23 protein-coding genes are annotated in these 24279 nt (G+C 58.8%); 15 read left to right on the top strand and 8 right to left on the bottom strand.

The window, feature by feature from the left end; all coding sequences use genetic code 11:
* The first annotated feature begins 10 nt into the window (after window positions 1-10).
* From V8J63_RS24320 to V8J63_RS24370, 11 genes are all read left to right on the top strand, one after another.
* Window positions 11-1246 carry a dienelactone hydrolase family protein gene (locus V8J63_RS24320; RefSeq protein ID WP_336464738.1) on the top strand — a complete coding sequence of 412 codons (1236 nt, stop codon included), beginning with the start codon at window positions 11-13 and terminating at the stop codon, window positions 1244-1246.
* On the top strand, window positions 1243-1962 hold the full coding sequence (locus V8J63_RS24325; RefSeq protein ID WP_196759860.1) for an SDR family NAD(P)-dependent oxidoreductase: 720 nt from the start codon (window positions 1243-1245) through the stop codon (window positions 1960-1962). Before V8J63_RS24320 ends, V8J63_RS24325 begins: the two co-directional genes overlap by 4 nt.
* A gap of 348 nt (window positions 1963-2310) precedes the next feature.
* Window positions 2311-3771, top strand: coding sequence for a 2-hydroxymuconic semialdehyde dehydrogenase (locus V8J63_RS24330; protein WP_027915665.1), 1461 nt, complete (start codon window positions 2311-2313; stop codon window positions 3769-3771).
* 15 nt (window positions 3772-3786) lie between these two features.
* Window positions 3787-4596, top strand: a complete 810-nt coding sequence (locus tag V8J63_RS24335; protein WP_027915666.1) for a 2-keto-4-pentenoate hydratase — start codon at window positions 3787-3789, stop codon at window positions 4594-4596.
* 11 nt (window positions 4597-4607) lie between these two features.
* Window positions 4608-5540, top strand: a complete 933-nt coding sequence (locus tag V8J63_RS24340; RefSeq protein WP_336464739.1) for an acetaldehyde dehydrogenase (acetylating) — start codon at window positions 4608-4610, stop codon at window positions 5538-5540.
* Window positions 5537-6565: a 4-hydroxy-2-oxovalerate aldolase gene (gene mhpE / locus V8J63_RS24345; protein ID WP_027915668.1), complete on the top strand. Its 1029-nt coding sequence runs from the start codon at window positions 5537-5539 to the stop codon at window positions 6563-6565. The genes V8J63_RS24340 and mhpE overlap by 4 nt, the downstream gene beginning before the upstream one ends.
* On the top strand, window positions 6562-7356 hold the full coding sequence (locus V8J63_RS24350) for a 2-keto-4-pentenoate hydratase (protein ID WP_133323989.1): 795 nt from the start codon (window positions 6562-6564) through the stop codon (window positions 7354-7356). Before mhpE ends, V8J63_RS24350 begins: the two co-directional genes overlap by 4 nt.
* Window positions 7349-7774, top strand: a complete 426-nt coding sequence (locus V8J63_RS24355) for a RidA family protein (protein ID WP_336464740.1) — start codon at window positions 7349-7351, stop codon at window positions 7772-7774. The genes V8J63_RS24350 and V8J63_RS24355 overlap by 8 nt, the downstream gene beginning before the upstream one ends.
* Window positions 7775-7794: 20 nt before the next feature.
* Entirely contained in the window at window positions 7795-8367 is a 573-nt protein-coding gene (locus V8J63_RS24360) for a 3-hydroxyanthranilate 3,4-dioxygenase (protein WP_336464741.1), read from the top strand.
* Window positions 8364-9350: an amidohydrolase family protein gene (locus V8J63_RS24365; RefSeq protein ID WP_027915671.1), complete on the top strand. Its 987-nt coding sequence runs from the start codon at window positions 8364-8366 to the stop codon at window positions 9348-9350. Before V8J63_RS24360 ends, V8J63_RS24365 begins: the two co-directional genes overlap by 4 nt.
* A 61-nt stretch (window positions 9351-9411) precedes the next feature.
* Window positions 9412-10368, top strand: a complete 957-nt coding sequence (locus V8J63_RS24370; RefSeq protein WP_027915672.1) for a LysR family transcriptional regulator — start codon at window positions 9412-9414, stop codon at window positions 10366-10368.
* Between the two features lie 108 nt (window positions 10369-10476).
* Here the strand turns inward: V8J63_RS24370 and V8J63_RS24375 are convergent, their stop codons facing one another.
* Together V8J63_RS24375 and V8J63_RS24380 are read right to left on the bottom strand one after the other, a co-directional pair.
* A complete protein-coding gene (locus tag V8J63_RS24375) occupies window positions 10477-11076 on the bottom strand; it encodes a cytochrome b (protein ID WP_025754653.1) in 600 nt (199 codons plus the stop codon).
* Window positions 11076-12152: a catalase family peroxidase gene (locus tag V8J63_RS24380; protein ID WP_442963539.1), complete on the bottom strand. Its 1077-nt coding sequence runs from the start codon at window positions 12150-12152 to the stop codon at window positions 11076-11078. Before V8J63_RS24380 ends, V8J63_RS24375 begins: the two co-directional genes overlap by 1 nt.
* An 80-nt stretch (window positions 12153-12232) precedes the next feature.
* Here V8J63_RS24380 and V8J63_RS24385 point away from each other — a divergent pair, with 80 nt between their 5' ends.
* Window positions 12233-12643 (top strand): winged helix-turn-helix transcriptional regulator, encoded by a 411-nt coding sequence (locus V8J63_RS24385; protein ID WP_050437171.1) that lies wholly within the window; start codon window positions 12233-12235, stop codon window positions 12641-12643.
* A gap of 105 nt (window positions 12644-12748) precedes the next feature.
* Here V8J63_RS24385 and V8J63_RS24390 read toward each other — a convergent pair whose 3' ends face one another.
* Window positions 12749-13543 carry an AraC family transcriptional regulator gene (locus tag V8J63_RS24390; RefSeq protein ID WP_027915674.1) on the bottom strand — a complete coding sequence of 265 codons (795 nt, stop codon included), beginning with the start codon at window positions 13541-13543 and terminating at the stop codon, window positions 12749-12751.
* A gap of 88 nt (window positions 13544-13631) precedes the next feature.
* Here V8J63_RS24390 and V8J63_RS24395 point away from each other — a divergent pair, with 88 nt between their 5' ends.
* A complete protein-coding gene (locus tag V8J63_RS24395) occupies window positions 13632-14840 on the top strand; it encodes an MFS transporter (RefSeq protein WP_133323990.1) in 1209 nt (402 codons plus the stop codon).
* Between the two features lie 220 nt (window positions 14841-15060).
* Here the strand turns inward: V8J63_RS24395 and V8J63_RS24400 are convergent, their stop codons facing one another.
* From V8J63_RS24400 to prpF, 5 genes are all read right to left on the bottom strand, one after another.
* The gene (locus V8J63_RS24400) at window positions 15061-16083 is read right to left on the bottom strand and encodes an alpha/beta hydrolase (RefSeq protein WP_336464743.1); all 1023 of its coding nucleotides are present in this window, start codon (window positions 16081-16083) and stop codon (window positions 15061-15063) included.
* An 88-nt stretch (window positions 16084-16171) separates the two neighbouring features.
* Window positions 16172-16897, bottom strand: coding sequence for a transporter substrate-binding domain-containing protein (locus V8J63_RS24405; protein WP_336464744.1), 726 nt, complete (start codon window positions 16895-16897; stop codon window positions 16172-16174).
* 13 nt (window positions 16898-16910) lie between these two features.
* Window positions 16911-18164, bottom strand: coding sequence for an OprD family porin (locus V8J63_RS24410; RefSeq protein WP_336464745.1), 1254 nt, complete (start codon window positions 18162-18164; stop codon window positions 16911-16913).
* A gap of 73 nt (window positions 18165-18237) precedes the next feature.
* Window positions 18238-19458, bottom strand: coding sequence for a lactonase family protein (locus V8J63_RS24415; protein ID WP_336464746.1), 1221 nt, complete (start codon window positions 19456-19458; stop codon window positions 18238-18240).
* Between the two features lie 71 nt (window positions 19459-19529).
* Complete coding sequence (gene prpF / locus V8J63_RS24420) at window positions 19530-20651, bottom strand: 2-methylaconitate cis-trans isomerase PrpF (RefSeq protein WP_336464747.1); 1122 nt, start codon at window positions 20649-20651, stop codon at window positions 19530-19532.
* Window positions 20652-20815: 164 nt separating this feature from the next.
* Between prpF and V8J63_RS24425 the strand changes: the two genes are divergently transcribed.
* Window positions 20816-21097, top strand: coding sequence for a hypothetical protein (locus tag V8J63_RS24425; RefSeq protein WP_336464748.1), 282 nt, complete (start codon window positions 20816-20818; stop codon window positions 21095-21097).
* A gap of 372 nt (window positions 21098-21469) precedes the next feature.
* Window positions 21470-24262, top strand: coding sequence for a tetratricopeptide repeat protein (locus V8J63_RS24430; protein WP_336464749.1), 2793 nt, complete (start codon window positions 21470-21472; stop codon window positions 24260-24262).
* Window positions 24263-24279 lie beyond the last annotated feature (17 nt).

The following is a 24279-nucleotide window of genomic DNA, read 5'->3' on the forward strand; positions in this document are numbered from 1 at the left end:
GAGTAATGAGATGAGCAAATACATCGATATTCAGGCACGAGACCAGGCTGGAAGTTTCAAGGGATATCTGGCGCTGCCGCCTGAAGGCAAGGGGCCAGGCATCGTGTTGGGCCAAGAAATATTTGGCGTGAACGCCAACATGCGCGAGGTGGCGCAGATGTATGCCGAGGAAGGTTATGTGGTTCTGGTGCCCGACTTGTTCTGGCGTCTACAGCCGGGTATCGACCTGGGCTATACCCCCGCAGATTTCGATAAGGCTTTGAGCCTCTACACCGCACTGGACCTGGACAAGGCCGTAGACGACATCGCCGCCGCCTTCGACACGCTGCGGGATCTGGCCGAGGTCACCGAGCCCGCCCTGGGCTTCGTGGGCTATTGCCTGGGAGGCAAACTGGCCTACCTCACCGCCACCCGTACTGATGTCGCGGTTGCGGTGGGCTACTACGGCATGGGTATTGAGCAATACCTGGATGAAGCCGATGGCCTGAGCGGTGGGCTGGTGCTGCATCACGGCGAACTGGACGGGCTGTGTGACACCACGACCCGTGCGCGTATCGCCGAGGTGCTGCGTGGCCGCCCAGGCGTAGAGCTGTATACCTACGAGGGTGCTGACCATGCCTTTGCCCGCCTGGGCAGCGATCACTTTCACAAACCCTCGGCCCTCATGGCTCATGGGCGCACCATTGGCGCATTGAAGAAGTACATCGGGCCGGCCTACAACCTTTCAGACCTGTGGGACGAGCACATCCACCATGAGTTCGTTACCCGAGACGTGCCGGCCACCCTGAAGACCATGGTCGCCGAGCCTTACGTGAACCACATTCCGACGCTGACCGGCGGGGTGGGCAGCAAGCAACTCGGACGCTTCTATCAGCATCACTTTGTCCACGCCAACCCCGAGGACACCAAGATGATTCCGGTTTCTCGCACGGTCGGCGCCTACCAGGTCGTCGATGAATTCATCATGTCTTTCACCCACACCTGCGAAATGGACTACATGCTGCCTGGGATAGCACCTACCGGCAAATACGTGGAAGTACCCATGGTGGCGGTGGTCAACTTCCGCGGCAACAAGCTATACCACGAGCATATCTACTGGGACCAGGCCTCTGTGCTGGTACAGATCGGCCTGCTCGATCCAGAAGGGCTACCGGTGGCGGGCATCGAAACGGCCAAGAAATTGCTCGATGAATCGCTGCCTTCGAACACGCTGATGGCCCGCTGGGCCAAAAGTGAGCACCTGTGAGCGCCATCACGACTGTGGGCAAGGAGGTCCTGATCACCGGCGCCAACGGAGGGTTGGGCCTTGCCTTGATCGAAGCGTTTTTGGCTGCGGGGGCAAGTCGTGTCTACGCCGCTTGCCGTAACCCTGAGCGTCTGCTGTTCGATCATCCGCTGGTGGAGGCGGTGGATCTGGACGTCACCGACCAGCAGCAAGTCGCGCAGGTGGCGAGCAGGGTACGGGTCGATATCCTGGTGAACAATGCTGGCCTCAATAGGCAGCAGCGGTTGCTGGGCACCGAGGACTCCGAAGCCGCTGCCCAGGAAATGGCCGTCAACTACTTCGCCACGCTCGCGATGATGCGTGCCTTTGCGCCGACGCTTGTCGAGCGCACTGGCGCTATCGTCAACGTGCTGTCGATTCTGGCGCGGGTGGCGTTGCCAGCCATGGGGTCGTTGTGTGCGTCCAAGGCGGCCGCGTTGCGCCTGACCGAGGCCGCTCGGGCCGAGCTGGCCGGCCAGGTGCAGGTGATGGCGGTGCTCCCCGGTGCGATCGATACCGCGATGAGCCGTGACGTTGCGGGTGCCAAGGCCAGTCCTCGGGACGTGGCCGATGCGATCGTAGCGGGGTTGGCCAGCGGTGCCACGGAGGTCTATCCCGACCCCATGGCACTGGACGTTGCGCACAAGCTCGCCGCCAACCGGGCAAGTACGCAGGCCTACTTCGCCCGGCACCTTTAAAAGGGCCGCATCGGGAGTGCTGCTCAAGTGTGCAGCACCACCGCAAGCGATGCTGCACGCTCGGGCTGACTGCAACGCGCTGGCCTACTGGCTGAGATGAAAAGTCGCGGCGGCTTGAGCATTACCTGCAGGCTTACAAGCAAAACCCGAAGTTGTTTGGGTGGCGCAATTAAGTTGCGGGCATCGTTAACATGAAAGTTGCAGTGAATTACTAAAGCGCACTCACATCCATAGCTTTGCCTGAAATTCATGTATTCCGAGTTCTGATACCCGAAGACGATATTTCTATTATTAATTTATATATGACGTCCCTAAACTCATTGTAAACATCCTGCTCAGGAGGGCGCTGTGTCCAAACATTTGCTACGTCACTATATCGCTGGGACTTTCGTCGAGAGCAGCCGCAGGTTCGACAACATCTCTCCTGTCAATGGGAGCCTATTGGGCCAGGTATGTGAGGCTGGTGAAGATGAAGTGAATGCTGCCGTCGAAGCGGCGGCAGGCGCTCAATTGGGGCCGTGGGCTGGATTCAGTACTGCCCAGCGGGCTGATCTGCTAGAGCGGATCGCCGATGGCATCGAGCGTCGATTTGAAGACTTCGTGGATGCCGAAGTCGCTGATACTGGTCGGCCCGTGCATCAGGCGCGCAGCCTGGATGTTGCACGGGGCGTGCAGAACTTCCGTACCTTCGCTGATTTAGTGCGACACGGCGGTAGCGAGCTTTTTGAAATGCGCACCGGCGATGGTACGGATGTGTTCAGTTATACCGTGCGTAAGCCGCATGGCGTGGTGGCCATCATCTCGCCGTGGAACCTACCGCTGTTGCTGCTTACCTGGAAAGTCGCGCCAGCGTTGGCCTGTGGTAATTCTGTGGTTGTCAAACCGTCGGAAGATACGCCTTCCAGTGCCACCCTGTTGGCCGAGGTCATGCACGAGGCCGGTGTGCCCGCCGGTGTATTCAATCTTGTGCATGGCTTTGGCCCTGATTCTGCCGGTGAGTTTCTCACTCGCCACCCTGGCGTCAATGCCATCACCTTTACCGGTGAGTCGCGCACCGGCTCGACCATCATGCGCGCTGCTGCCGAGGGCGTACGTGAGGTGTCTTTCGAACTGGGTGGCAAGAATGCCGCAGTCGTTTTTGCCGATTGCGATTTTGATGCGGCAGTTGCCGGTGTGCTGCGTTCCAGTTTCACCAATTCTGGCCAGGTCTGCCTATGCACGGAGCGGGTCTACGTCGAGCGGTCGATCTACGAGCGCTTTGTCGCGGCGCTCAAAGCAGGCGCCGAGAAGCTGAAGATCGGCTATCCCGACGAAGACGGCGTGAACATGGGGTCGCTGATTTCCCATAAACACCGCGACAAGGTGTTGGGCTACTTCCAGTTGGCTGTGACAGAGGGCGCGACAGTGGTCAGTGGCGGCGGTGTGCCGACATTTGGCGACGAGCGCGACCAGGGCGCTTTTATCCAGCCGACTATCTGGACCGGCCTTACCGATGACGCTCGCTGCATTCGCGAAGAAGTGTTCGGTCCGGTCTGTCATATCGCGCCCTTCGATAGCGACGAGGAAGTGCTGCAACGCGTTAATGATTCGGCCTACGGCCTGGCTGCTTCTCTGTGGACTCGCGATCTGAAGCGGGCCCACCGTCTCTCTCGACGTATCCATGTCGGCATGGTGTGGGTCAATACCTGGTTCCTGCGCGATCTGCGTACGCCTTTTGGTGGCGCACGCTTGTCTGGGCTTGGCCGCGAAGGAGGGCGCCACTCGCTGGATTTCTATTCCGAGCTCACCACCATTTGTGTCAATCCGTAAGGACAGGAGAACTCCATGCATCCAGCAATCGCTGAAGCAGCAGCGTGTTTGCGCCAGGCTCGTGAACAGGGCAGGCCCTGTGCGCCAGTACGCGAACTCATCGAGCGTGCGGCTGTCGAGCAAGATGAATCCGCGCTAAAGCAGGCTTACGCCGTGCAACAGTACAACAACGCCGCCGACATTGCCGCAGGCTGGAACCCGGTAGGTCACAAGATCGGTTTGACCTCAAGTGTTGTCCAGCGCCAGTTGGGGGTTGACCAACCGGACTTTGGTCGGCTGTTTGCCCAGATGGCCCGAGGTGACGGCCAGTCTATCAGCTGGAGTGAATGCCAGCAGCCCAAGGTAGAAGCAGAGATCGCCCTGGTTCTGGAGCGCGATCTGTGCAATGAGCGCCAGACCCTGGCCGACATTATCCGTGCCACTGCTTTCGCCCTGCCGGCCATCGAAATCGTCGGCAGTCGAATCGCCAACTGGGACATCAGTTTGCTCGACACAGTCGCAGACAATGCTTCGTCCGGGCTGTTTGTCCTGGGCAGTCAGCCGGTATCCCTGGGGCAATTGGACCTGGTCAATTGTGGCATGCGCCTGAGTCTACGCGGCGAACCGGTATCGGTCGGAGCCGGCGCAGCCTGCCTGGAAAACCCACTGAATGCGGCGGTGTGGCTGGCCAATACCATGGTCCGTCTCGGCGAGCCATTGCGTGCCGGTGACGTGGTGTTGACCGGTGCCTTGGGACCTATGGTGCCGGTGAGCCCGGGAGATGTGTTTACCGCTGAGATCCAGGGCTTGGGCCGCGTCACTGCGTCCTTTGCTCAAGCCGAGTAAGGGGGCCCTAAATGAGCCAGAAACGCAAAGTAGCCATCATCGGTTCCGGCAACATCGGCACCGACCTGATGATCAAGATCCTGCGCAACGCCAAGCACCTAGAGATGGCAGCGATGGTCGGCATCGACCCGGCCTCCGACGGCCTGGCCCGCGCCGCCCGCCTGGGCGTGACCACCACCCACGAAGGCGTGCAGGGCCTGACCCGCCTGCCGGTGTTCAGGGACATCGATTTCGTCTTCGACGCCACCAGCGCTGGTGCCCATGTGAAGAACGACGCCTTCCTGCGCCAGCACAAGGCCGACCTGCGCATCATCGACCTGACCCCAGCGGCCATCGGCCCGTACTGCGTGCCGGTGGTAAACCTCGAGCAGCACCTGCAGGCGACCAACGTCAACATGGTCACCTGCGGTGGCCAGGCGACCATCCCAATGGTCGCGGCGGTATCGCGGGTGGCCAAGGTGCACTACGCCGAGATCGTTGCCTCGATTGCCAGCAAGTCCGCCGGCCCCGGCACCCGCGCCAATATCGACGAATTCACCGAGACCACCAGCAAGGCCATCGAAGTGATAGGCGGCGCGACCAAGGGCAAGGCGATCATCATCATGAACCCCGCGGAACCGCCGCTGATGATGCGCGACACGGTGTACGTGCTGAGCGAGACCGCCGACCAACAGTACATCGCGGCGAGCATCGAGGAAATGGCTCGCGCAGTGCAGGTCTACGTGCCGGGCTACCGCCTCAAACAGCAGGTGCAGTTCGAACCCGTGTGCGGCCTGAGGTTGCCTGGGCAGGGCACCTTCACCGGTCTCAAGACGTCGGTGTTCCTTGAAGTGGAAGGCGCCGCCCATTACCTGCCGGCTTACGCCGGCAATCTCGACATTATGACCTCCGCCGCGCTGGCCACCGCCGAGCGCATGGCACAAGCAATGGGGGCGTCGGCATGAACGGCAAGAAGCTCTATATCAGTGACGTAACCCTGCGCGACGGCATGCACGCCATCCGTCACCAGTATTCGCTGGATGACGTGCGTGCCATCGCCACGGCGCTGGATCGCGCCAAGGTCGACTCCATCGAAGTCGCCCATGGCGATGGCCTACAGGGTTCCAGCTTCAACTACGGTTTCGGTGCCCACACCGACCTCGAATGGATCGAAGCAGCGGCCGACGCGGTCAACCACGCCAAGATCGCCACGCTGCTGCTGCCAGGGATTGGCACCCTCCATGACCTGAAGAGCGCCTATGACGCCGGTGCTCGCATTGTTCGCGTGGCCACCCACTGCACCGAGGCAGATGTTTCGCGCCAGCACATCGAATATGCCCGTGAACTGGGCATGGACACCGTTGGCTTCCTGATGATGAGCCATATGCACACACCTGAAGGGCTCGCGCAGCAGGCCAAATTAATGGAGGGCTACGGCGCCACTTGCATCTATGTGGTGGATTCGGGCGGGGCGATGAACATGGACGACATCCGTGCGCGCTTCCGTGCGGTCAAGGCTGTGCTCGACCCAGCGACGTCGACCGGTATCCATGCCCACCACAACCTCAGTCTGGGCGTGGCCAACTCCATCGCCGCCGTGGAGGAGGGCTGCGACCGCATCGACGCCAGCCTCGCCGGCATGGGCGCCGGCGCCGGCAACGCCCCGCTGGAAGTGTTCATCGCCGCTGCCGACAAGCTTGGCTGGCAGCACGGTACCGACGTGTACGCGCTGATGGATGCCGCCGACGACCTGGTGCGCCCGCTACAGGACCGCCCGGTACGGGTGGACCGTGAAACGCTGGCCCTGGGTTACGCCGGGGTCTATTCGAGCTTCCTGCGCCACGCCGAAGTGGCCGCTGCCCGGTATGGCATCAAGGCCGTGGACATCCTCGTCGAGCTGGGCAAGCGGCGGATGGTCGGTGGCCAGGAAGACATGATCGTTGACGTCGCACTCGACCTATTGAAGCCATCGCTGGAGAAGCGTGCATGAATACCGATATTGCTCGTATCGCCGAAGCCCTTGACCGAGCGGCGCGAAGCGCCGAACCACTGGCACAGTTCAGTGGCAGCACCGCCTTTTCCCTGGATGACGCCTACCGGATCCAGCGCGCCTCCATGCAGCGTCGTTATGCCGATGGTGAGCACAGCATCGGCATCAAGCTGGGCTTCACCAGCCGCGCGAAGATGGTGCAAATGGGGGTGGATAGCCTGATCTGGGGGTGGCTCAGCAACACCATGGTGGAAGAGGACGGCGGCCTGATCGACTTGGCGCGCTACATTCATCCGCGAGTCGAGCCGGAGGTTTGCTTTCTAACGCGCCGTGCGATTGATCGCCCGCTGACCCTGCTGGAAGTAGGCAATTATGTCGAGGCCGTGGCGCCGGCGCTGGAGATCATCGATTCACGCTACCAGGCGTTCAAGTTCAGCCTGGAGGATGTGGTGGCGGACAACTGCTCCTCGGCCGGCCTCACCATTGGAGCTTGGTCGCGCAACTTCTCAGGGCTGGACAACGCCGGCGTAGTGATGCGCCTGGATGGGCGTGTGGCTCAGGCCGGCTCCACGGCTGCAATCCTCGGCAATCCGCTGCGCAGTCTAGTGCAAGCCTCACGCCTGCTGCACGGCGCCGAACTCGAATTGCCCGCGGGTAGCCTCGTGATGGCAGGCGCCGCCTGCGCTGCGGTGGCGTTGTACCCAGGCGTGCATGTCAGTGTCGATGTCCATGGCGTTGGGCAGAGCAGCTTCAGCGTCCGCGGTGACCACGGAGGCGTCAGCCATGAGTGACCTCAACGCCACTATCGTTGCTGGCAAGGCCACACCGCGTGGGCGCTTTCCGCATATCAAGCGTGCGGGTGACTTCCTGTTCGTCTCCGGTACCAGCTCACGGCGCCCGGACAACAGTTTTGTCGGCGTCGAGGTGGATGCCATGGGCACCACCCAGCTAGACATTCGGGCGCAGACTCGCGCAGTGATTGAGAACATGCGCGACATCCTCGCCTCTGCAGGTGCAAGCCTTGCAGACGTGGTGGAGATCAGCAGCTTCCTCGTCGATATGAACGACTTCGGCGGATACAACGACGTCTACGCCGAGTACTTTGACGAAAGCGGCCCGACCCGCACCACCGTAGCCGTACACCAATTGCCGCACCCCCATCTACGTATCGAGATCAAGGCCATAGCGTACGCGCCGCGTCGTCGCTGAACCGTTGGGAGAAAACAACCATGGACAAGCATCACTTCAGCGCCCCTTTCAACTTCAACCGCTGGATAGACGAGCACGCGCACCTGCTCAAGCCGCCGGTTAACAATCAGCAGATATGGCAGGACAGCGATTACATGGTTACCGTGGTGGGTGGGCCTAATCAGCGCACCGACTTCCATGACGATCCGGTGGAGGAGTTTTTCTACCAGTTCAAGGGCAATGCCTACTTGAACGTCTGGGACCGAGGTCGCTACGAGCGCGTCGACCTCAAGGAAGGCGACATCTACCTGATGGCCCCCCACGTTATCCATTCGCCGCAGCGTCCTGAGCCCGGCAGTCTGTGTCTGGTGGTGGAGCATCGCCGCCCGGAAGGGCAGTCCGACGCCTTGCAGTGGTCCTGTGCGCACTGCGGCACCGTGGTCCGGCGCTATGAGTTGAGGCTCAAGAGCATCGTTGCCGATCTTCCACCGATATACGACCAATTCTATACCACCACCGATGAAGAGCGTCGTTGCCCTGGTTGCGGCGAAATCCACCCAGGCCGCGATTGGCAGACCTGGCACAACACGCTGCGTGAGGTCCACGGCTTATGAAAATCGATATCCATTCGCACTTTCTTCCCCGCATTACTCAAGCCGAGGCCGCCCGCCTGAGTCCTCAGCGTGGCCCTTGGCTGCATACCGAGGGGCGTCAGGGGCAGATCATGCTGGGAGATAAGCCGTTCCGTCCGGTACATGATGTGCTGTGGGATCCGCAGCGCCGCATCGAACACCTGGATGAGCAGGGCTTGGACGTGCAAGTGATGTGCGCAACGCCGGTGATGTTCGCCTACGACCAACCTATCGCGCAGGCGCTGCCGTGGGCACAGATGATGAACGATCGGGCCCTGGAGATGACGGCCCAGGTACCCGATCGCCTCAAGGTGCTGGCCCAGGTACCCCTGCAAGATATCGAGGCGGCCTGCCTTGAGGCCAGCCGGGCCAAGGCCTGTGGCCATGTCGGGGTGCAAATCGGCAATCACGTGGGCAACCACGATCTGGACGAAGCGGGCCTGATCACCTTCCTGCACCACTGTGCGGTGGAAAATATCCCGTTGCTGGTGCACCCGTGGGACATGATGGGCGGCGAGCGCATGAAGAAATGGATGTTGCCTTGGCTTGTCGCGATGCCGGCGGAAACACAGCTGGGTATCCTGTCGCTGATCCTGTCTGGCGCTTTCGAACACTTGCCGGCGTCCCTGCGCATCTGTTTCGCCCATGGCGGCGGCGGCTTCGCCTTCCTCCTGGGACGGGTAGATAACGCCTGGCGCCATAGAGATATTGTCCGAGAGGATTGCCCGGAACTGCCGTCAAGCTATGTCAAACGTTTCTTCGTCGACTCGGCGGTCTTCGACCCTCGTGCACTGCGTTTGCTGGTGGACGTGATGGGGGCAGACCGCGTCATGCTCGGCTCCGACTCTCCCTTCCCGCTAGGCGAACAGGCCATTGGTGCTGGTGTACTGGAGCATCCGCAGTTGAGCGAGCAGGACAAGTCGCGTATCTGCGCCGAGAACGCCCGGGGATTCTTCGGCATTTGATTGGCCATCGCGAACGAGCGGCAACCTGATCGGAAAAAAGTCGTGGTTGCCGAGGAACGTCATGAAATCAAGCGTACTTACGGTTTCGCGCAAGCTGAAGTTCTACCAACTGGTGGTATTCGACCAGGTCGTGCAGAGCGGCTCACTAGTGCGTGCAGCTCAGATATTGAACATGACTCAACCTGCCGTCACCAAGGTTATCCATGAGATAGAGTCGTACTTCTCCGCGCCGTTGCTGGTACGTAGCAATCGCGGCGTGCGCCTGACGGAGCTGGGCGAGGTAGTGCTGCGCAGAGCCCGTGCAATGCTGGCAGAGCTTAGGGCGCTAACTGATGAAGTGCAGGCTCATCACGAGGGGGGGGCAGGCCATGTGGTTGTAGGCACGCTAATTTCAGCTTCGGCATCGTTGTTGCCGCTCGCGCTACGGCTGCTCAAGGAGCGCGCCCCGCAGGTGCTGGTGTCGGTGCGGATCGGGCAATTCGATCAACTCTTCCCCGCCTTGATAGTGGGTGAGGTGGACCTGGTGATCGGGAGGATCCCTGACGACTGGCGGGGGCGGGAGGAGAGCCGGACGTTGGGCGTTGACTCGCTTTACGTGGAGTCTTTGTCGATCGTTGCCGGAAGCCGACACCCGCTACACGATCAGGCCGTGTCGAGCTTGGCCGATTTGCAGGCCTATCCGTGGATTTTGCCGCCACCCGGCTCGTCACTACGTCGTACCGTCAATGGGCTTTTTGCCGAGGCTGATTTACCGCTGCCAGCCAATGTAATCGAGTCGCTGTCGGTGCTTACCAACGTAGCGTTGATGCAGGACCAGAAGACTGTGGGTTTGCTGCCGATGGAGACGGCTCGGCAATTGTCTGGTCAGGGCGGGATTCGAAGCTTCACCTTCGGCACGCCCTTACGTTTCGGCGGGATCGGCTGTTTTTATCCCCATAACCGTGACCCCGGGCCTGCCGCCAAGCTTTTTAGGGAATGCACCCGACTTGCCTGCGAGCGGCATGTCATCAGCGACTGACAGTCGCCCCCCGGTAGAACCAGTGATGGTTATTCCGCCAAAAGGCGAGAGCGGCCAGTCAGGGCTGACCGCTATCGGTTCAACGCCAGCGCGGGATATTCAAACGCATCAAGACGTGGGCCGCGAGCCGGATCCAGCTTTAGCTCGTTCGTCGCTGGCGCCTCGGGCCATGCTGGAAAAAACACCGTCTCTTAGTACCCAGGCATGCATCAATGCGGCGCCCAGATGTCCCAGGATGATCGCGAACAGCAGCCACGCCAGAGCGCCATGTGCCAGCCGAAGCCATGCGTAGAGCACCGGGTTTTCCGGAACCAGCGCAGGCAAGCTCCAGTCGCCCAGAAGGATGACGGGCCAGTTGCCTGCCGAACGCACCGCCCAGCCGAGCACTGGCAACCCCACCATCAATAGGTAGAGCAAGCCGTGCAACAGGTGGGCGGCTACGGCTTGCCAGCGGGGAATACTTGCGGGCAGTGCCGGCACAGGCCGGCAGAAGCGATTGGCCAGGCGCACCAGTGCGAGGCAAAGGATGGCGATGCCCAACGGCTGATGCACGTCGATCAACACGGGACGGAGGGCTAATGAGCTCATCATGGCTACCCCGATGAACAGCATGGCCATGATGGCGATCGCCATTGCCCAGTGCAGTAGCCTGGCGGTTAGGTTGAAGTGCCGGGGACTGCGCGTACGGGTAGTTGGTACGTCTTGCATCACTTGTGCTCCTGCTGGCCAATGGCGTCGGTTGCCCTGCCGAACGCGATTTCGCGCAGACGTGCATTGTAAGAGTGCGAGTAAATACCCGCGCGCGCTGCTAGCACAGGATCGTTCGAAAGCGCGATACCGGATGGCACCAAGGTGGGGTCGAAGTTGATATCGCGACAGCCCCCTTCGCGCTGATCGCGAACGCTGGTCACTTCCAGCGTGCCGGCGACCACTTGCTGTCGCTCGGCGGCCCAGGGTTGTGACGGATCATCGACCGGATCTCCCGCCTGCGCCAATTGCAGTACCAGATCCCAGCGAACGGGCGCTTGTGCCACCCGCTTCTTGATATCGTTGAACAGGAAATCACGGCTGGATCGCGCCCGCTCTTCCGGGGAGAGGCCATGGAAGGGAGCGTGGGGCCGCATGAACCAGCGCACGGGCTGGCGTGTGCCATCTGCCGCAAGCAGGATAAATGCGTTGATGACGTTGTACTGGGCCTGCGCAAAGCTGCTCGGCCAAGGCGCAGTCGCCTTGTACTCCACCGCCTTGCGAGCCTCTGGGTACTTTTCGAAGAACGTCCCGACTCGCGCGGGGTCAGGCTGTCCGGTGGTCGGGTCAGGCTCGAATGCGTGCCTTTGTGCCAGGAACCCCTCGGCATCACGCGTAGGGAAGTAGGGGGCATTGTTCAGCTTCATCCGCCATTGAGATCTGTCGTCTGCACTCAACAACAAGGCCATGCTCACCGTGGCGGTAGAGGCGTCCGGCGCATGGGGGTCGGCGGACCCGATCGAGAAACGTCCGATTGCCGGGACTTCATCCTGGGCGAACACTCGAGCGGTCGAGAGCGACGCCGCTGCATTGCTGCTGCGAAAAACTCCTGCGAAACAGATGCCCTTACCATGCGCTCGACGATAGCCCGGTTCGAAGTGCTGCAGCGAGTCACCGAGAAACGTTCGAGTGGTGGTTCGGCCCCCGACCAGCCCGGCGGCCCAGGCGAATGACAGTGCCAGTGCGCCGACGATGGCTGCGATGACCAGCACGGGCATCCAGCGTTTATTGAATGTGGGACGTTGCAAAGCGCTCACCCTGACCTTGACCGATGATTGGCACGCACTATAAGTTTGCTACCCCACCCTAAGGAAGTACGCACCTTTTGGTTAGTACCATGACTGACTCTCGCTTGGACACCGGCAACCCCCAAGACTCATCCGCGCTTGACGAGCACACGCTGACCGCCAAGCTCAGGCGCGGCGACCTATTCACGGGCAAATGCAAGGCCAGGGAAGTGCTGTCTCACGTCACGAGTCTGTGGGGAATGCTATGCCTGATTGCGCTAATTGACGGCACGCTGCGTTACAGTGAGCTGCGTCGCAAAGTGAACGGCGTCAGCGAAAAGATGTTGTCGCAGACCCTTCAGCGGCTGGAAGGCGATGGTTTCGTGCGCCGGACCTCATATCCCATTGTCCCTCCGTGGGTCGAATATGATCTGACCCCTTTTGGTCAGGAAGCCGCCGCGCATGTTGCGGCACTTGGCGACTGGTTGGAGATGAATCTCCATAAAGTCCCTAAAGCCTAGCGGGGTCATGACGACTCATAGCTTCCATTGCCGGATTTATACAACGGCCACTGTGTAAAAACTAGTTTTTGATAGCTTCGGCCCCTCGGATTCGCGAGCGGAGTGTTAGCGCAAAGAAGAGAAGTACTGGGTAGGTGACTTACCTACGGCTTTCTTGAACATCGTAATGAAGGCATTAACGGAGTCATATCCAAGAATGCCCGCCACACGTTGCACGGATACCCCCTCTGCCAAATGGCTGAGTGCGATCATCAAATGCAGCTGCTGGCGCCACCGCCCGAAGCTGAGCCCGGTCTTGCTTTCAACTAGCCTGGCCAGCGTTCGTTCACTAGTCGCAAGCCGAGTGGCCCATTCGCGCAGGGTGGTGCGGTCGCCGGGAGTAGCAAAGAGCGTATCCGCGATGTGTTTGATCTTCGGATGGTCTGATATTGGCAAGTGCAGCTCTTTCACCGACGCATCGGAAAGCTGCTCGAGTAGCACTGCAACCAACCGCGCGGCCTTGCCCTCTGAAAGACAAGAGCGGTCCTGCTCAACAAGGTGCAGGATCAACTCCCGGACAAGCGGCGTAATAGCAAGTGTACAGCACCCATCAGGCATGACAGCTGCGCTGGGCTCGACGAACAGAAAGCAGGTACTGGCATTCGCGGTTACACGACAACAGTGTGGCGTGCCGCCGGGGATCCATACCGCGTGCTGGGGTGGCACCAGCCAGATTGCGTTCTGCACCTCACAGCTCACCGCCCCCCGCAAAGACAAGATCAGTTGGCCTTTACGATGATCATGTGTGCCGGTGCCGGAATGATTAGGTTCCGGCACAACCTTGAGTGCAATCGCCGCCTGGAAAAAAAGGTCTGAATCGAAATCTTCTGGTGAGGAAACGACATTTTTTGAGAATGGCATGATTTAGGTATCATATGGCTTGATATCTATATTCTATAACTCTCAAGCTCTCTACAGTTGCCTTTTTTTTAGAGGACAGCTAGAGAATATGTCAGATACAAAAAACAAGTGGCAGGCCACCATGCTCGTCGCGGGCATCCTGCTTATTGCCGTTAATCTGCGCGCTCCCTTCACGGGCATCGCGCCCATTCTGCCGCTAATCCAGAAGGATTTTGGCTTGAGTGCATCAGCACTGGGCCTGCTCACTTCACTGCCACTCCTTGCTTTTGCGGGGTTCTCCCCGCTCAGCGCTGCGGTCGCACGAAGGTCCGGTACTGAGCGCACCCTTTTCGGTGCTCTGTTGGTGATTTCAGTGGGCATCCTACTCCGCTCCGCAGGTAGCGCGTGGGCGTTATACGCTGGTTCGATACTGATAGGCACCGGAATCGCCCTTGGCAATGTGTTGCTTCCCAGCTTGATTAAACGCGACTTCTCATCGAAAATGGCGTCTATGATCGGCGCTTACTCCATCACGATGGGCGCAGCAGGTGCTGTTGCGTCAGCCGCTATCGTTCCTCTGACCCAATCATGGGGATGGTCGATAGCCCTGAGTTTGGTGGTGGCAGCCCCGCTGTTGGCGATGTTGGTGTGGCTACCGCAGTTGAAAGTTAAAGAACACCTGAGCCTGCCCAGCCCGAACCAAGCGGCATCTGTGGCGGTATGGCGTTCGCCGCTTGCCTGGCAAGTCACCCTGTTCATGGGGCTCAACGCGATGCCTTTTTATGTCACAGTGAGCTGGCTTCCTACTATTCTGATGAACCATGGGATATCCCCCGAACAAGCAGGAACAATACACGGCACGCTTCAACTGACTACAGCGATTCCCGGCTTGATCCTGGCGGCGACGCTTCGCCGTCTCACAGACCAAAGACTGGCGGCCGCTACCGTCAGTCTGCTAACAGCCTTATCACTTATCGGACTTATTTATGCGCCAGGCCACGCTATGTGGTGGGCCGCATTCCTAGGCTTTGGTTCTGGCGCCAGCATGATGCTCGGCCTGACGTTCATCGGTTTGCGCACAAAGAACTCCGTTGACGCGGCTGCACTTTCAGGAATGGCGCAATGTGTAGGCTATTTGATGGCAGCAGCAGGCCCGATATTGCTGGGGCAACTGCACGACTCAACCGGTGGTTGGACGGCACCGCTGCTGACCACCGCCGCCATCTCTATCGCAGGTGCATTCACCGGCATTTTGGCAGGACGCAACGTCCAACTCGAACCCTCTTCTCGCTGCGCAGAATTTACTGGTTCTGAGTAAGGGGAGGCAGTGCTTGCCAGATCGGCTTGCGGCTGAGTTAATGTCCCGAAGCCCGCTGCCATCCGATCGACAGCATTGGTAGCTTAAGGCACGGTAATACATGCGCACATCCCAGGCTCTAGGATCAGGGCCTACATTAGTCACTGCTTGGGAGAATATGGCATGCGTCTGCTGGTGAGTTTCGCCACCCAGCCTGCGACTCAAGACCAACCTTGATCAATCAATCGAAGGCCCGAGCGTCGAAGAACTGAATGGTAGTGTTTAAGGCTTCTAGATTGGTTTTATGAGTGATCGTACTATCTTGCTCGCAGATGAAGCTGTGACCAACATCGGGATACACAGTAAGTTGGTGCGGAACGTTAGCTGCAGCTAACGCATGCGCTAATTGAATACTTTGTAAGTAAGGGACTTTTTCATCTTTTCTCCCTACCAAAATCAAGGTGGGCGCTGTTTCGTTGCTAACTTCTAACGCCGGACTGGCCCCTTTAGGAACATCCGAGGAGTCGGGTAAGTAACGCAGTGATTGCGACTCTGGAGCGAGCTCGTGCTGCGGAAGAGACAACCCGAGGAGTTGGGCTTGATAAGGTAGGGTTTGGAAGCAGAACACGCCGTACCATACCGCTACGGCTTGAATTGTGACAGCACGGCCTCCAGGTTCGGCCGCGGGAGAGTTACCATCGGTCCACGGGTTGCCCAAACTTGCAGCGATCTGCGCGCCAGCGGATACTCCCCAGACGTAGGTATTGGTAGTGTCAATTTGAAGATCTTCAGCGATTCCTGCCAGATAATTCAGGGCGGCTTTGGCATCCTCGAGCTGTCCAGGCCACCTCACTTCCGCGCTCAGTCGGTAGTTGATCGACGCCACGGCATATCCGCGGGCGGCTATCTCTGCCAGCAGCCGCGGGAAATCGCTGAACACTCCTGACCGATGACTGTCGCCTCGTCGCCATCCGCCGCCATGTATATAAATCAGCAACGGGGAAGGAGAGGACCGACGCGGGCTGGGCGGTAGGTAAAGGTCCAGTGTCAGAGGACGATATCCCTCGATCCGTGCGTAGGGCATTGCTCCATTAAGGGTTACGCCATTGTCAAACTCAACAATCCAGGGCGGCATTGCGTCTTTGTACACCATCGAAGCGCTGGTCTTTGCGTCTATCCAACTGTCCATTCTATTGGGATGCTCTATTGCTGATTCGCGAACGATCTGAAGAACCGAACTTGCCAAAAATTTGATTGATGGCACTAACGATTACCCTGTAACTGTTTGTTTTCACAGATCGGGACCAGTGAAGCCCATCAGATTATATGAGGCCTCGTCTCCAGTATCGACCTCAACGGGGTGCGCTGACGTCGGTTTGCCCGCTGGCAAGTAATGCACCCCGGATGAAGCCCTCGGCCAATCGTCGTTCGACGAAGTCTCTAACATAGGCTGCTCCAGCATCACGGCCTCGTGGCACTGCGACTGCTTGGCGGATAGCGGTGAAGGCTCCCTGCATCACCCGATAATTCTGATTCTTGGCTGCGATTTGTTCCAGCGGTTGTCTGACCCCGGCGGCAGCATCCAGGTCTTGGTCAATGAATAGGTCTACTGCACCTGCAGACGTTTCAGCTCGGTGTAGCTCTGCATGCTGCAACGTACGTGACAGGTACAGGTCGTAAGCAGCGCCGTTGCCTACCGCAAGCCGAAGTCCAGGTTGATCCAGGTCCTCGGTTTTGGAATAGGGCGACTCGGCCTTTACCAGATAGGTCCCTTCGATAAGTACGTAGGGTTCACTGAAGCTGATCTGGGCGGCGCGGACAGGCTCGATAGCCAGGAAGGCCAACGTCCACGCGTTTTCTTCAAATGCAGCGAATACCTTCCCGGCCGCGTCGTATGTGCGCAATTCGAGAACTACGCCCAGCTCTTCGGCCAGCGATTTAGCAAGTGCAACAGAAACACCATGCGGTTCTCCGTCAGCGCCTGGCTGAGCCAGCACTGGGTTACCGAAGTTGATCGCCGCATGCAGAATGCCGTTGGGCGCCAGGTCCTTGAGGACCTGCTGGGCAATAGGGCTCATACTTTCTCCAGGGTTAGAATATTGGGAATGTGTAGGACACGATCAGGCGGTTTTCATCCGCGCCACGTGCAAAGCTCGATCGATAGCTCGCGTTACGCCACCGGACCGATACGTTCCTCAGGGCACCGGATTGCACCACGTACTGCAGTTCGGTGTTGCGCTCCCATTCATGGCCCTCACCGGTGATAGTCGCTGCGTCGGCCTGATCGCCTAGCAGGTAGCGGGTCATGAAGGTCAAGCCAGGAATGCCGAGAGCCGCGAAGTTGTAGTCGTAGCGCAGCTGCCAAGAACGTTCACCGGGCTCGGCGAAGTCGTTGAGCTGGACGAAGTTGACCAGGTAAGGATCGGTTCCATCGAGATAGGGCATGGAGGTGGAACCGTTCATCTTTTGCAGTCCCAGACCCAGCGCATGTCCGCCCAAGCTGTAGGTGAACATGCCGGAAATTGCTCTGCTATCGATACGTCCCCCCAAAGCGCGACCGTCATCGTCGCTTTCCATGTAGCGAAGATCAGCTTTGATCTTCCCGCGGCCCACTGGAATCGAATAGTTCGCCCCCACGAAGTGCTGGTGGTAGGCGTGTTCCAGCTCTGCATATTGATAGATCAGCAGCAGGTCTTTTGTGAGCTGGTAATCCAAGCCGCCCAGCCAGAAGGCGTCACCTTCGGCATTGCCTGTGAAACGACGGTTTTTGTTGTTTAGTGTGATCGGTACGCGGTCTGTCGAGTCGCGATCGGTTTGGCGCTCGAAGCGGGCACCGATGAAGGACAGCGAATCGAATTCTTTGCTGGTGAGCAGGCCGCCCTCAAAGGTCTGGGGGAGGAGGCGGCCAGTGTTGGCCTGAACCGTGGGCAGCTTGGGGATCAGAGTGCCGTATTTAAGCTCTGTCTCGGACAGGCGCATCTTGCCAGTCAGGCCCAGGCGGCTGAACTCGTCGGCTGCGCGACCATCATCATGGGTCGGCAGCAGGCCGGTACCGGTTCGATCGGGACTTGAGTCCAGCTTCAGGCCGAGCATGCCCAGAGCATCGACCCCAAAACCCACTGGCCCTGGTGTGTATCCGGACTTCGCATCGAGAATGAAACCATGGGCCCATTCTTCGCGCTTTGACTGGCCGGCGCCGTCACGGAAATCGCGGTTGATGTAGAAGTTCGTCGTTTGCAAGGTGACCTTGCTGTCGTCTATAAAGCCATCCCCATAAGCCGTCGCTGCGGCCAGGCAAAGAGTTACGGCAAGAAGCTTGCAACCAGTTTTGTTTTTGTTATGCATTTGCTGCTCCATCAATTGGAACGTGGGGTGTAGGCGTGCCTCCCGGCACGCCAGGATCAGGAAAAAAAGAGGTTCAGGCGGTGCGGAAAATCATGCAGACCGGGCTGCCGGTCTGGATCTGATGCTCCAGCAAAGCCAGTTCGCCTTTCGGGCTAATGGAGAATGTCTTGATGTTGTCGCTGTCTTCGTTAGCGACGAACAAGAAGCGACCGTTAGGGGACGCAGTCATGAACCGAGGCTTCTTGCCCTGGCTAGGTACGTTGCCGATCGGGTTGATCTTCCCGGTAGGCTGATCCACCGAATAAATGGTCACGCTGTCATGCCCGCGATTGGAGGAGAACAAATGTACTCCATCCGGTGCCATGACCAGCGCTGCTGCACGGCTGTCCCCTACAAAGTCCTGAGGGAGGGCTGGGGCCACCTGGAATGGAACCAGGGAGCCGTCATTCTGGTTGTAGCGGTAGCTGGTGATCGTGCTGTCCAGTTCGTTCACAACGTAAGCAAATGACCCGGTCGGAGAGAACACCACATGTCGAGGCCCGGCCCCCTCGCGTGTCTTGATTTCATGCGCCAGTTCAGGCTTCAGTGCGGTCCCGTTCTGCTTCAAATCAAACACAAAGACTTTATCCAGTCCTTTGTCCGGGACCACCAGGAAGCGGCCCGATGGATCGCGTGGGATCATGTGCGGGTGGGAGCTCGCCTGCTCGATCTTGTGCGGGCCAGGGTTGCCCGGAAGGTCGTATTTGCTGATGACGGCTTGCAGGTGGCCGGTCTTATCGAACGACAGAATGACAATGCTGCCGGTGGCATAGTTGGCCACAGCGAGGAATTTGTTGCTCTTGTCCACGGTAAGGTGGACGGGGTTGTTCCCTTCGCAACTAACCGAGCTTACCTTGGTGAGCGTTCCGCTGGCTGGCTCAATTTGGAATGAGCTGACAGTGGACTGGTCGCCATGTACGCAGAACAGCAGGCTCTGGGTTTGGTCGAGGCACAGGAAGGATGGATTGGTCAGATCGCCGACGGTTTGAACCAATTCGGATCGACCTGTTTGCGTGTCATGTCGATAAACCGTGATGCCTGCACCGCGGGCTTTTCGCTCGCGAGTGGTTCTGGAGCCCACATAGACAATTTGGGTTTTGTTCGAGTTGGCAGGCTGCATAGCGTTCTTCTCAGGTCCTGATTTGGCATCTGCCGCTCCCGCGCCGAGGCCCAGAAGGGTTGCCGCAGCGACGATGGAAGTAGAAGAGAGCAGCGTGCGTCGGGTAATGGCGGGTGGAAACGGTGATGGGCGCATAGCAAAATCTCATCGTTGTTTTTGTTGTGATGAGTACCGCCGACCTTCGAAGGTCGGCGGCAGCTGAGCAATCAGTACTTCGAAGGTACGAGCACCCAGCCTTCCATCAGGCGACGTGCGCTTCGGCTCATGACGGCCTTGTCCACAATCCAGTTGCCATCAACTTGGGTGGTCTGCGCGCCTACGGCAACGGTGCCGGCGGTGTGGCCCATGTTGACTTGGCGTTCACCGATATCGCCGACGATACGGTTGACCAGCGTGCCTTCCAGGGCGGCAGCCACGGCAACTGCTACAGCGCCAGTGCCAGTGATGGCGTGGTGCAATTTGCCCATGGAGAGGATGCGAGCGATCACATCGATCTCGGCCGCTTCGACCGTCTTGCCACCGGCAGCACCGTAGGTTTGCGGTGGGGCCACCAGGCAAAGCTTGGGCGTGTGAGGGCGAAGACGCGTTGCTTCCTCGGCGGTAGCCGCCAAGCCCATGGCCACTGTGCAGTGTGCACGGATGGTTTCCAGCGACTGCAGCAGCTCGGCGTTGCCGTTGACTTGGTCTTGGGTCTCGGTCCCAGTCAGGCCAATGCGCTGGGCGTCAACGAAGATTGTTGGGTTGCCAGCGTTGAGCAGCGTTGCTGGCAAGCCCGGGAAACCAGGGATATTCAGTTCATCCACTACATTACCGGTTGGCAGAATGCTGCCGCCCGAACCGCCAGGCTGAAGGAATTCCACGACGATTTCGGCAGCAGGGAAGGCGACGCCATCCAGCACGAAATCACCTTCCTCAACGACCTCTCCATCCTTCATCGGGACATGGGCGATGATGCGTTTCTGAATATTGGCCTGCCAGATGCGGATGGTGGCGATGCCGTCGCGAGGAGCATCGACGAGCCCTTGGCGAATGGCGAAAGGACCGACGGCTGCGCTCAGGTTGCCGCAGTTACCGGACCAGTCGACAACCGGGTTTTCGATTGCCGGGGCGCCGAACAGGTAGTCAACATCGCAATCGGTACGACCCGATTTACCGATGATGACGACCTTGCTGGAGCTGGAGGTGGCAGCACCCATGCCGTCGATCTGCTTGCCATAAGGATCCGGGCTGCCAATGACGCGAAGCATCAGTGCATCGCGCTCTGGGCCTGCAGCCGGAACATCTTGCTCAAGGAAAAAGACGCCCTTACCTGCGGGGCGCTGGGTCATGCTGGTGCCTTCGCCGGTTTTATCGGCCGATGCCAGTTGGTAGCCTTGGGGCAATGGCTCAACAGCAAAATATCCACATGCCAAACGAGTTTGAGATTCAGATCGTCCAAGGAAGACTCACCATCATCCGCAGAAGCACCGGCGCAGAGGTTTAGCTCAATCATATGAGCACAGGTCAGCGTGCAGCGTTCGCCCTGTCGCTGTTCCTGTCAATGAATGGCCGCCTTCGGTCAGGTCCCCCATTACTGCTGTTTGACGATCCCGTTGCTCACATCGACGACGTCAACATGCTGTCCTTCCTCGATCATCTTCGCCAGATAGCCATCGGCGGATCGAGGCAGATCTTCTTTGCCACGGCAGACACTAAGCTTGCTGGGCTTTTCCGCCACAAGTTCCGATTCTTGGGCGATGAATTCAAGGAGTTGCGTTTGTCGCGAGCTTCGTAAGCGGGTAATTGCACAGAGGCCCACTCATTTGCATCGGACTTGACCATCACAATGCGTGGACATGACCGGCAGAGAACGACCGATACTATTGAAAAAGTCGGTCCTCCCAGACTACCCAGCTATTGACTGCTGAAAACGCCTTTGATGCGCAGAGCTACGCGAAATCTGAACCCGGAATATTCTGCTCAAAAGGTTAAGATTCAGCTTATCGAACGCGTACTTTTCTGCCGTGGAAACTATGGCCGACTGTTTCAACAGAATTGGCCAGAAACAGCCGCTCACTCAGAGGGTACCTAAGAAACTAGATGCGACTCATTGCAACCGAAAGGAAGTAAGATTGAACTGATTCGCACCTGGAGGCTGAGGCCACTTATGTCGTTCGAATCCATCAAGCAACGAATCATCAAGCGACTGATCGGCGAGATCGGTGCCTTGGATGAAAAGAAACTAGAGCTCTTGGGGCACGGGCTAGTCGAGCTCTTGGAGAAAAGACGGCTTGTCCATCACGGTATCAACAAGGACTACAAGTTCGTTGGGTACACCGTCGACTCGTTCTCGGATGATTCAACGATCATCGCTCAGTACAGCACCGAAAAGGGATATTTCCAGAACCTAGGCGACGCTGAAGTTCCGATCTTTAGTAAGATCGAGAAGGATATCAAGAGCGCCAAGGCGCACCGTGCGCCAACCGGTGCGACCAAGATCTACCTCATGTCCACTGAGGAGGAGCCGCCTTCTTTCCGGGCCCTATTCAATCGCACGGCTGTCGCCAACGATTTGACGGGCGAGTTGGTCGTTCTTGATGCTCGTGAGCTCGCCAAGATCATCTATGACCTCTCCATTGAGCGGCCCGACGCGGCCACATTTTTCAGGCAGTTCCTGCCAGAGTTCGATGAGGCCCTTGACCACTACGAGTACTTCGGCCGCCTACCGGCTCAGTGTGCGAACCACCAATCTAATGAAGCAGCTCTAAGGGTCTTGCGTGAGCATTTTGCGAGCGGCGAAACCGTTGCTGTCCTTCACGGACTCAGCGGCTCAGGCAAGACCCAGGTCGCTATCGACTTCGTTCACAAAGAAGCAGCCAATTACGACAATTATGTCTGGCTCGCGGGCGGAGACTGGCACCCTGATACTCCACTTTCTGCGGTCTCCCGCAAACGTGGAGGGCGGCCGCTCAACGTCGTGGGTAACTTCAATGCAGTCAAAACCATCTTGGTTGTGGACCGCATCGACCAGGCCATCAATCCCGCCGTATTCGCGGCACTTAAGCCGGGGTTCGACAAGGGTGGTGTTGTTATCGTGACCTCACAGGTCGCCTCGCCAGGTGCGCGCTCGCATGTGCCTATTCCGAAAGTGTCGCGGGATGTTGCACTTCGTATTCTGGGGGAGGATCCGACGCGTCCCACAGATGCGAGTGGACGTTTCGTTGCCGCGTGCAGTTTTCTGCCCGTTATTTTGGCTACGGCCCGTAGCGTCATTGAATCAGAGTTCGTCCCCCGCCACGAGTTCTATGAAGAGGTACTTGCAACACCCGTCGTGCTGAGCGGCGATGACGGCGTCTCGATATTGAGTCGCATCCTGGGCAGGCTGTCGGAGGCTCCGCGCAAGGCTTTGCAGCAGATCGCCAACACCGGACTTGCGATGCACGACGCAGAGTTCATAGCACACCTTGTCGGTTATTTGCCAAAACAGGAACTCCAAAAGCTTGCAGTTCTGTCACCCGCGGGCGCCCCCGGTGTCCTGCTCGTCCATGAGCTTGTCGTCCGTGCTGCGCGGACACGTGACGGGGTAGTGGACCTCGCCCGTGAGCTCGAGCGCTACCTGGATAGACTCGAAGGGGAAATGACCCCATCGGCGTTGCGGCAGATTCACCTCTCTCGTAAGGCGCTGCTGGACGAGCACGCTAGGCGCGGATGCGGGGAACCCGACTGGCTCTCCTACGCGCTGCTACAACTCGAGGGAGTCAAGCGCGATGTATTTGGTGCGTATGCACAACGCCCGATAGTTTCCAACGGTAGTCTCGCGGCGCTTATGTCCTGTATCGATGCACGTGAGCAATATGCCTTCAACTTGCCGCAGGGGGAGCGATCGGCCTACTACTCAGTCTGCGTAGATGAGTACCGCGCAGCCTTAGTCGGCGCCGAAGGCAGAATCAAGGCAGAACTTCTGCATCATCTGGGCAAGGCCTACCGCCGCTGCGGGGACATTGATAAGGCGTTGGCAACGTTCCAGAAACTGCTCGAAATCGAACCCAATTGGCACGCGACGCTCGGCCAAATTGTCCACTTGGGCACCCAGTACGGTGCCAATGATACGGCGAAGCAGGAGGGGGAGAGAGCGCTGCATCAGCTGCTTGACTCGATGATCGAGAGCCCCGCATCCGTGCCGCTTCGCGTGGCAATGGCTGTTCTGAGCAACCTGCGCTCATATCCTAACGTCGTGGCCCAACTCAACAGTGACGAACTAAGCGTCAAGTCCCTTAGCAGAATCATCAGCCAAGCAGCACTCGAAGGCCTGGACCAGTTTTACGACGCGTTTTACGCCTTCACCTCAAAATTCGGGTACGAGCACCCAGACGTTAGCTTCAAGCTGGTCAGCGCGGCGGGAGACATGTTCGAAATCTCCCCCAAATCGATAGGTAAGAGTCACCTACTCAACGTCGGCGAAACTCTCGCGAACGTGTCACAAAACGCGCTGCGCTCTGGTGACGAAGGGCTTGCAAGGAGGTTGTCTGGCTTGAGCCTTGTGTACGCCGAATCGCTTCTGGCAGACGGCGATCCAGATGGTTTTACCCGCCGAGGCATCGCAAAAATTTTCACCGTTGCTGGGCATTCAAGTCGAGCGCTGGAGGTCATCAATATGGTGCCTGCGGATAAGCTCGATCACTGGCTACTGTACCGGCGTGCAGAGGCTGAGTTGGCGCAGGGAATGCCCGAAGCTCTTGCGACTGCGAAGGACGCCCTCGCAAGGGCACAAGCCGATCCGCGCGCGAAGAAAAACCTCGCCGCGTATTTTGACATGATGAGCCGATGTCTAAGCGCTGCCGGGGACACGAATGGCGCTGTTGACCAGATGGAGCGGGCACTCGCGCATTGCAGTGGCGGCAGGTTTCAGAAAGAGCTGACGGAACGTCTCGCATTGCTGGAGGCCGAGGCCCGCGGCTAGCGGGCTACTCTCAACGC

Source organism: Pseudomonas sp. CCNWLW23 (genome assembly GCF_037095675.1).
Classification (GTDB): Bacteria; Pseudomonadota; Gammaproteobacteria; order Pseudomonadales; family Pseudomonadaceae; genus Aquipseudomonas; species Aquipseudomonas atacamensis.